9 protein-coding genes are annotated in these 7,986 nt (G+C 68.8%); 2 read left to right on the top strand and 7 right to left on the bottom strand.

All coding sequences use genetic code 11. The features are described 5' to 3' along the window. The first annotated feature begins 65 nt into the window (after positions 1-65). The gene (locus B0F77_RS09455; RefSeq protein ID WP_245847912.1) at positions 66-704 is read left to right on the top strand and encodes a TetR family transcriptional regulator; all 639 of its coding nucleotides are present in this window, start codon (positions 66-68) and stop codon (positions 702-704) included. On the opposite strand, the gene B0F77_RS09460 is transcribed toward B0F77_RS09455, so the two are convergent. Continuing rightward, positions 705-1,025, bottom strand: a complete 321-nt coding sequence (locus tag B0F77_RS09460; protein WP_086662419.1) for a hypothetical protein — start codon at positions 1,023-1,025, stop codon at positions 705-707. Positions 1,026-1,148: 123 nt separating this feature from the next. Between B0F77_RS09460 and B0F77_RS09465 the strand changes: the two genes are divergently transcribed. Further along, a complete protein-coding gene (locus tag B0F77_RS09465) occupies positions 1,149-1,817 on the top strand; it encodes a hypothetical protein (RefSeq protein WP_143466652.1) in 669 nt (222 codons plus the stop codon). Here B0F77_RS09465 and B0F77_RS09470 read toward each other — a convergent pair. The 6 genes from B0F77_RS09470 to cysD are packed head-to-tail and all read right to left on the bottom strand — an operon-like array spanning position 1,801 to position 7,963. Continuing rightward, entirely contained in the window at positions 1,801-2,259 is a 459-nt protein-coding gene (locus B0F77_RS09470) for an SRPBCC domain-containing protein (protein ID WP_086662421.1), read from the bottom strand. The two genes, B0F77_RS09465 and B0F77_RS09470, sit on opposite strands and share 17 nt — an antisense overlap. Next, complete coding sequence (locus B0F77_RS09475; protein ID WP_086662481.1) at positions 2,256-3,035, bottom strand: SDR family oxidoreductase; 780 nt, start codon at positions 3,033-3,035, stop codon at positions 2,256-2,258. The genes B0F77_RS09470 and B0F77_RS09475 overlap by 4 nt, the downstream gene beginning before the upstream one ends. Beyond that, a complete protein-coding gene (locus B0F77_RS09480) occupies positions 3,035-4,183 on the bottom strand; it encodes a sulfotransferase family protein (protein WP_086662422.1) in 1,149 nt (382 codons plus the stop codon). Before B0F77_RS09480 ends, B0F77_RS09475 begins: the two co-directional genes overlap by 1 nt. After that, complete coding sequence (locus B0F77_RS09485) at positions 4,180-5,229, bottom strand: DUF1214 domain-containing protein (RefSeq protein ID WP_086662423.1); 1,050 nt, start codon at positions 5,227-5,229, stop codon at positions 4,180-4,182. The genes B0F77_RS09480 and B0F77_RS09485 overlap by 4 nt, the downstream gene beginning before the upstream one ends. Before the next feature lie 59 nt (positions 5,230-5,288). After that, on the bottom strand, positions 5,289-7,076 hold the full coding sequence (gene cysC / locus B0F77_RS09490; protein ID WP_086662424.1) for an adenylyl-sulfate kinase: 1,788 nt from the start codon (positions 7,074-7,076) through the stop codon (positions 5,289-5,291). Continuing rightward, entirely contained in the window at positions 7,076-7,963 is an 888-nt protein-coding gene (cysD, locus tag B0F77_RS09495) for a sulfate adenylyltransferase subunit CysD (RefSeq protein ID WP_086662425.1), read from the bottom strand. The genes cysC and cysD overlap by 1 nt, the downstream gene beginning before the upstream one ends. Positions 7,964-7,986 lie beyond the last annotated feature (23 nt).

Genomic DNA, 7,986 nt, shown 5'->3' on the forward strand with positions numbered 1-7,986 from the left:
CGTAGCGTTTATTGGCACTCTCTGCCACTAATTGATTCTGCTGGGTGACGTGCTTGAATCGCCCCATGACGGACGTTGTGGCAGAAAAGCCTCGCCGGGGCCGGCCGCCGGTGAGCGACGAGCAACGTCAGCGGCAGCGCATGGACATCTCGCGCCACGCGGTGCGGCTGTTCACCGAACAGGGCGTGGCCGCCACCTCGGGAGAGCAGATCGCGCAGGCCGCGGGCGTCTCCGAACGCACGTTCTGGCGCTACTTCCCGCACAAGGAGAGCTGCGTCGAGCCGCTGCTCACGAAGATGGTCGACGCCTTCTGCGCCGTCCTGCTCGCCTGGCCGCCCGAACTCGAACTGATCGACCACCTGCGCGAGGCCTACAGCCCGCTGCTGGACTCCGCGTCCGACGAGGACATCGAGGCGGTGCTCGCCGTCGTGCGGCTGACACATCACGAACGGGCGTTGCGCGCCGCCTACCTCATGCTGCGTGAACGGGCGGAGGACGCACTGGCGGAGGTGCTCGCCGAACGCATGGGCAAACCGCGGGACACCCTCGACGTCCGGGTGCAGGCCGCGTCCATGAGCGCCGTGCTCAAGGTCGCGACCGACGACGTCGCCCGCGCCGCGGCCGCGGGCATCACGGGGAGCACCCTGGACGGGCACCGCGAGCAGATCGCCACCGCGCTGCGCGGCCTGTCGCGGATGCGGTAGTCACCAGATCAGGCCGGAACTCGTGAGCGCCATGACGAACACCACGATCAGCGCGATGACGACCAGCATGCTGATCGACCCCACCAGCATCATCCCGGAGCCGATGGACCGCCACGGAGCCGCGGCGGCGAGCCTGACCACGGCACCGACGACGATGGAGCCGAGCGCGGTCCAGACGAACGCGTACGCGTACTCGCCGCCGTGCCAGCCGCTCGACGCGAAGAAGTCGTTCCGGTAGGCGAGCGCGATGAGCACGAGCAGGGCCAGTGGGACGAGGAAGCCGGCCAGGATGGCGCCCCGGCGGTGGTCGGGTTCGGTCACGCGTCGAGCGTGCGCGAACGCCCGAGTGCACGGCATCGGTACAACTACTCAGCGCGGAGAACAGTGTGATCTCGGACCACGGTCCGATGTCCGTCGCCGGGTTGCTTCCTACCGTTGCCAGGCATGAGGGTTGTCGCGTTGATGGCCGGTCCGCTGGTGTGGTTCGCCGCGTTGCTCGTGCGGCATCTCGGGGTGGAGACGGCCGGGTTCACCGCCGCCGAACGTGCCCGGTTCGCCGCCGAGCCGTTCGCGGCGCCAGAGCAACTGGCCGCGTACGCGCGGCTGCCGGAACTGGTCACGGCCGGGTACGCGCTGTTCGCCCTGGGCTCGATCCTGTTGTGCGGCACGGTGATCGTGTTCACCCGGGAGATCGGCGGCCGGCTGGCGCTCGTCGGCGGTGCGCTGCTGGTCGCGTCGCTGTTCGCGCGGTTGTACTTCTCCGGGGTGGACCTCGCGGCGTTCTCGCTCGTGGATCGGCTTGGGCTGGAACGGGCCACCTCGCTCACGATGGAGTCCTATGTGGACCTCTCGTACGGGTTGTGGCGCATACCGGTGACGGCGTCGGCGGGGTCGATCGTCGGCGCGGTGCTGCTGGCGGTCGCGGGGTGGCGTGCCGGGGTCCTGGGCGTGGCGCGGTGCGCGTTGCTGCTGTCGTTCGGGTGGGTGTTCATGGGGGTGTTGAAGGAAGCCTCGCTGGCCGGCGTGCTGCACGGGGGAGTGGCGGCGGTGGTGCTGTTCGGCTGGTGGGCGGTTCGGCCGCGTTCGAGGAACGCGATCACGGTGTCAGCGTGAGCGCGGCGACCCGGTCGCGCAGGGCGTGGGCCACGGAGTCGAAGCCGTTCTTGACGTACGCGCGCTGCGCCGCGAAGACGGCCTCCGCGTACTTGCCCGTGAACGTCTCGGACGTGTGGTAGCTGCACCGCTCCGGACCGAGCGGCGTGATCAGCTGGTCGCGTACGCCGAGCAGGCCAGGGAACGTGTCCCCGGTGTCGTAGCGCAACAGCCGTGGCGGGTCGACGACGCGGATGTACTCACGGCTGACCCACGTGCCCTCGCTGCCGTCGGGTTTGGGCAGGGTGAGGTCGATCGGCGAGTCGACGGCCAGCGTCGTGTCCACGGCCCGGGTGTAGGGATTCCACTGTGGATAGTTCGGGTAGTCGAGCAGCACGCTCCAGACGAACGAGGCGGGCGCGTCGATCTCCACGGTCACGGACTCGATCACCAATGCGCTCATGCCGGCATGTACTCCCCACCGTTGACGTCCAGCACCGCGCCCGTGATCTCGGAAGCCGCGCGGGACAGCAAGAACAACACCGCGCCGGCGCAGGCCTCGTCGGTCGGGATGCGGCCGAGCGGGTTGCGCGCGGCGATCTCGTCGTAGACGTCCTGCTCGCTCACGCCGCGGGCGTTCGCGTTGATCTGCAGGTAGAAGCGCACGCCGGGGCCGTCCAGCCAGCCCATGACGGCCTGGTTCGCACGGATGCCGTGCTGGCCCAGCTCCAGCGCCAGGAACTGGGTCGCGGTCGCCATCGCCGCCTTCGCCACCGCGTAGCCGGCCTCGCCGCGCAACGGCTTGCGCGTGGCCATGGTGCCGATGTTGACGATCGATCCGCGCCCGGCCGCCTTCATGTGCGGCACCACTTCGCGGGTCACGTTCAGCGCGCCGTACAGGATGATGTCCATCGACCGCCGGATCGCCTTCTCCGGTGTGTCCAGCAGGTCGAAGAAGCCGGGATGCCCGAACGCCGAGTTCACCAGGCCGGTGATCGTGCCGAACCGGTCGACGGCGGTCTGCACGAGCCGGGAAACGTCCTCGGCCTTGCGCACGTCGCACTGCACGCCCACGGCCTCACCGCCGGCGGCCGCGACGTCCTTCTCCACCTGCGTCATCACGTCGGCGGAGCGGGCGGCCATCACGACCTTCGCGCCCTCGGCGGCGGCGCGGACGGCCAGTTTCGAGCCCAGGCCGGGGCCGACGCCGGTGATCACCACGACCTCGTCTTGGAGCATCACAGGTAAACCTCCGAGTAGAAGGCGAAGTCACGTTGCAGCTGGTCCTCGGACAGCCCGAAGTCTGATGGCGCGTAGGAGTGCGAGCCGTGCCGTTCGGTGCGGTTCTGCTCCAGGTAGGCCTCGAACGCCGCGTCGTCGGCGGGTCCGGCGGGCAGGTCCAGCGCGTCGAGCACCTGACGGGCGACTTCGAGGGGTTTGCTGACGGTGTCGGCGAACCGCACGTCCACGAACCGGTCGGGACGCTCCGCGCGGGCCGCGGCGAAGTCCTGCAGAGTCCGCGCGAACCGGCGGGACCAGTACTGTCCAATTCGGACCGGATCGACGTTCTCGCTGTACTGCGAGGACATCGTGCGCACCATCGAGGCGTATGACGGCACGGCGTTGACCGGTGAGCGGTGCGTCATGACGATCTTGCAGCCGGCGAACTCGCTGAGCACCGTGTCGACGGCGGTCAGGTGGTGCGGCGACTTGAGCACCCAGGGGCGGTCGCGACCAGGGTTCTGCCACTGCAACACCTGCAGCCACTCGCGCAGCTCGCGGTAGGCCGGGCGCTGGTCGGCCGAGCGCAGCCAGTCGCCGTAGGCAGGCACCCAGTAGAACGAGTCGAAGCTCATCGATACGAACGTCCGGTCGAGCAGGATCACGTCCTCCTCCGGCCCGTCCCACACCACCGTGTGCAGGTCGCCGAAGTCGGGGGAGAGCTGCGAGAACATCTGCATGCGTTCCTGCGCACGGCGTTTGCGCAGTTCGGCGTCCGGTCCCTCGCCGGGGAACGGCAGGGGGTACGCGACCTCCCACGACAGCGTCGAGGTGACCTGGGGTGACGCGGCCAGCAGCCGGTGCAGCAGCGTCGATCCGGTGCGCGGCAGACCGCAGATCTCGGCGGCCACCCGCACTTCGACGTCGAGCACGGACGGGTTCGCGCGTTGCAACGACCGCAGCCGCAGGCGATCGGCCAGCAGCGCGGTCAGCCGGTGCTTGGTGAGCTCGAAGCCGAGCGGTGACAGCGCGGCCTCGGTGTTGAGGCTCCCGACGAGCACGTCCAGCGGTTCGCGGAACCAGTCGTCGCCGAAGTCCGAAAGCCCGGTCTTGGCGGAGGCCTTCTCCAGCAGTTCGGGAACGTTCAACGCGGTCGTCACCGTCATCGAATCTCCTCCAGGGGAACCACTCGGCACTTCGGGATCGGGTGGTCGGTGGCGCCGAGCCAGCGCAGCAACGCGGTGCCGGACGAATGCCCGCAGGTGTCGATCCAGTTCCCGACACCGGGATCGCGTTCCGCCACCACGATCGTCAGCCGGCCGTCGTCCAGCCGAGCCGTGTGCTTGTTGACGGTGATCTTCCGGTGGTGGTCGAGCGACTCCATCCACCAGTTGTCCAGCTGGAAGTTCCAGTACGGGCAGTCCGGCACCTCGGTCTCGATCACCCACGCCTCGCCCGGCCGCAACGTCCAGTAGCCGTGCAGGTAGAAGATCTCCGGGTCACCGCCTGCACGCTGGAACATCTCCTGGCCGAAGTCGGGGAGTTCGTTGGGGCGCGCCATGAACGTGCGCGTCCAGTGCGCGAACGTGGCCGCGGTGCCGTGCACTGACAAAGCTGCCCGGCCCAGCGCCTTGCTCAGGAACTCAGGAGTGAGCTCCGCGGGTTCGGCCGGGCCGTCGATCTGCTCGATGTGCCACGAGCCGGGCTCTTCGGCAGTCCGGTCGAGATACGTCTGGCGCACCACGAGCCCGGTCGAGTCCGGTGCCAGCGGCAACCAGTTCCCGCCCTGCTCGGTCGCGCTCGCGATGATCTCCACCGTGCCGTCCGGCGCGATCGTCAGGTCGGCGTCGGACAGCTCGCCGGTGGACGCCATGGTGCCGTCCTTGGCGTACCGGTTGGCCTTGGAGCCGATGCTGAAGTACGCGATCGTGCCGCGGGTGCCGGTGATCCGGTAGGTCCGGTCGCCGCGGATGTTCGCGGACAGGTAGACGTTGTCCGGGTTGTCCGCGCCGATCTTCACGAGGTCGAGCTCGTGGAACCGCGGGAAGTCGGGATCGGCGTTGTCCAGGCAGGAGTAGAGCATCTCGCGGGTCAGCCGGGCGAGGTAGCGGTAGCCCTCCGCGCGGTCCAGCGGGGTGTCCGGGCCGGAGAGGACCACCTCGCCGGCTTTCTCCAACGCCTGGCAGAACCTCGACCACGCCTGATCCGGCACGACGGCCCTCCCGAATTTAGAACGTGTTCTAGTGGAACGTACACGATTTTGGACAACGTTCAACAGACGCCGAGCGTGCGAAGTCCCGCCACCACGACCTCGGCCGCCGCCTCGGGGCTGAGTGCCGTCGTGTCGATCCTGATCTCGGGGTTCTCCGGTGTTTCGTAAGGGGAGTCGATGCCGGTGAAGTTCGCCAGCTCACCCCGCCGCGCTTTGCGGTACAGGCCCTTCGGGTCACGTTGCTCTGCGACCTCCAAGGGCGTGTCCACGAAGACCTCGCAGAACTCGTTCTCGGCGACCAGTTCGCGCGCGAGCGCCCGCTCGGCCCGGAACGGCGAGATGAACGAGACGAGCACGATCAGGCCCGCGTCGACCATCAGCGCGGCCACCTCGGCGATGCGCCGGATGTTCTCCACCCGGTCGGCGTCGGTGAAGCCGAGGTCGGAGTTCAGGCCGTGCCGGACGTTGTCGCCGTCGAGCAGGAACGTGTGCCTGCCGTCCGCGTGCAGCGCCTTCTCGACCAGGTCGGCGATGGTCGACTTGCCCGCGCCGGACAACCCGGTCAGCCACACCACGCACGGCCGGTGACCGTTGCGCGCGACCCGTGCCTCCTTGTCGACGGTGAGCGTCTGCCAGCGCAGGTTCGTCGGGCTCAGCGCGAAGTCGATCATCCCGGCGCCGACCGTGGCGTTGGTGAGCCGGTCGAGCACGACGAACGAGCCGAGATCGCGGTTCGTCCGGTAGCTCTCGAACGGCACGGGCGCGTCGAAGTGCACCTTGTCGACGCCGATCTCGTTGAGCTGCAACGCCCTCGTGGCGGTGAACCCGACCGTGCGCGCCCCGATCTTGGCCAGGTACTGCCTGCCGGGCAGCAGACCGGTCTCGTTCAACCAGACCAGGTGCGCCTGGAACGTGTCGGCGACGCCCGGTGGGTCCGTGGCCGCGGCCAGCACGTCACCGCGGCTCGCGTCCACGTCGTCCGCCAGCACGACGGTGACCGACGATCCGGCCGGCGCCACGTCCAGGTCACCGTCCATGGTCACGATCCGGTCCACAGTGGAGGTTCGCCCGCCGGTGCTGACCGCGTCGCCGGGCCGCAGCGTGCCGCGCAGCACGCGTCCGGAGAAGCCGCGGAACGACGAGTCAGGCCGGTTGACCCACTGCACGAGAAACCGGGAAGGGCCGTTCCGTTCGCGCGAAACCTCGACCGTCTCCAGCCACTGCAGCAGTGTTGGCCCGTCGTACCACGGAGTCAGCTCGCTGCGGCCGACCACGTTGACGCCGTCGGTCGCCGACATCGGCACGCAGGTGATCCCGGCGAAGTCCAGTTCGGCGGCGAACTCCGCGAAGTCCGCGCAGACCTCGTCGAACACCTCCCGCGAGTAGCCGAGGAGGTCGAGCTTGTTCACGGCCAGCGCGATGTGCCGGATGCCCAGCAGGGACACGATCCGTGCGTGCCGGCGCGTCTGGCTGAGCACGCCTTTCCGCGCGTCCAGCAGGATGACGGCGGCGTCGGCGGTGGAGGCGCCGGTGACCATGTTGCGGGTGTACTGCTCGTGACCCGGCGTGTCCGCGACGATGAACCGCCGCGCTTCCGTGGCGAAGAACCGGTACGCGACGTCGATCGTGATGCCCTGCTCGCGCTCCGCCGCCAGGCCGTCCACCAGCAGCGCGAAATCGAGCTCGCCGCCGCGGGTGCCGACCCGCCTGGAGTCGGCCTCCAGTGCGGCCAGATGGTCCGCGTACAGCAGTTTCGACTCGTACAACAGCCGGCCGATCAGCGTGCTCTTGCCGTCGTCGACGCTGCCGCAGGTGATGAACCGCAGCAATGATCTCTGGAGCTCCATCAGAAGTACCCCTCCCGCTTCTTGCGCTCCATCGACCCGCTCTGGTCGTGGTCGATCAGCCGGCCCTGGCGCTCGGACGTGGTCGCGGCCCGCATCTCCTCGACGATCTCCGCCACCGTGCGGGCTTCACTGCGCACGGCACCGGTCAGCGGATAGCAGCCCAGCGTGCGGAACCGGACCAGCTCCTGACGCGGTTGTTCGGCCAACGGCATGCGGTCGTCGTCGACCATGATCAACATGCCGTCGCGGTCGACGACCGGTCGCCGCGCCGCGAAGTACAGCGGTACCACGGGAATCCGCTCGCGTTCGACGTAACGCCACACGTCGAGCTCGGTCCAGTTCGACAGCGGGAACACCCTGATGCTCTCGCCGGGCGCGACCCGCGTGTTGTAGAGCCGCCACAGTTCGGGTCGCTGGTTCTTCGGATCCCACTGGTGCTGCGCGGTCCGGAACGAGAACACCCTTTCCTTGGCACGAGAGGCTTCCTCGTCCCGGCGAGCACCGCCGAACGCGAGGTCGAACCGGTGCTTGTCGAGCGCCTGCCGCAGTCCCTGGGTCTTCCACAGGTCGGTGTGCCGCGCGGAGCCGTGGTCGAACGGGTTGATGCCCAGCGCGACGCACTCCGGGTTGCGGTGCACGATCAGCTCCAGGCCGAGCTCCGCGGCGGTCCGGTCCCGGAACGCGATCATCTCGCGGAACTTCCAGGTGGTGTCGACGTGCAGCAACGGGAACGGCGGCTTCGACGGGTAGAAAGCCTTGCGCGCCAGGTGGAGCAGCACCGAGCTGTCCTTGCCGATCGAGTACAGCAGCACCGGGCGTTCGCTCTCCGCCACGGCCTCGCGGAAGATGTCGATGCTGTCGGCTTCGAGCTGGTCCAGGTGGTTCACGTGATCACCCCCGCGAGCTCGGG

The organism is Lentzea kentuckyensis, from assembly GCF_002150765.1.
In the GTDB taxonomy this organism is placed as follows: Bacteria; Actinomycetota; Actinomycetes; order Mycobacteriales; family Pseudonocardiaceae; genus Lentzea; species Lentzea kentuckyensis.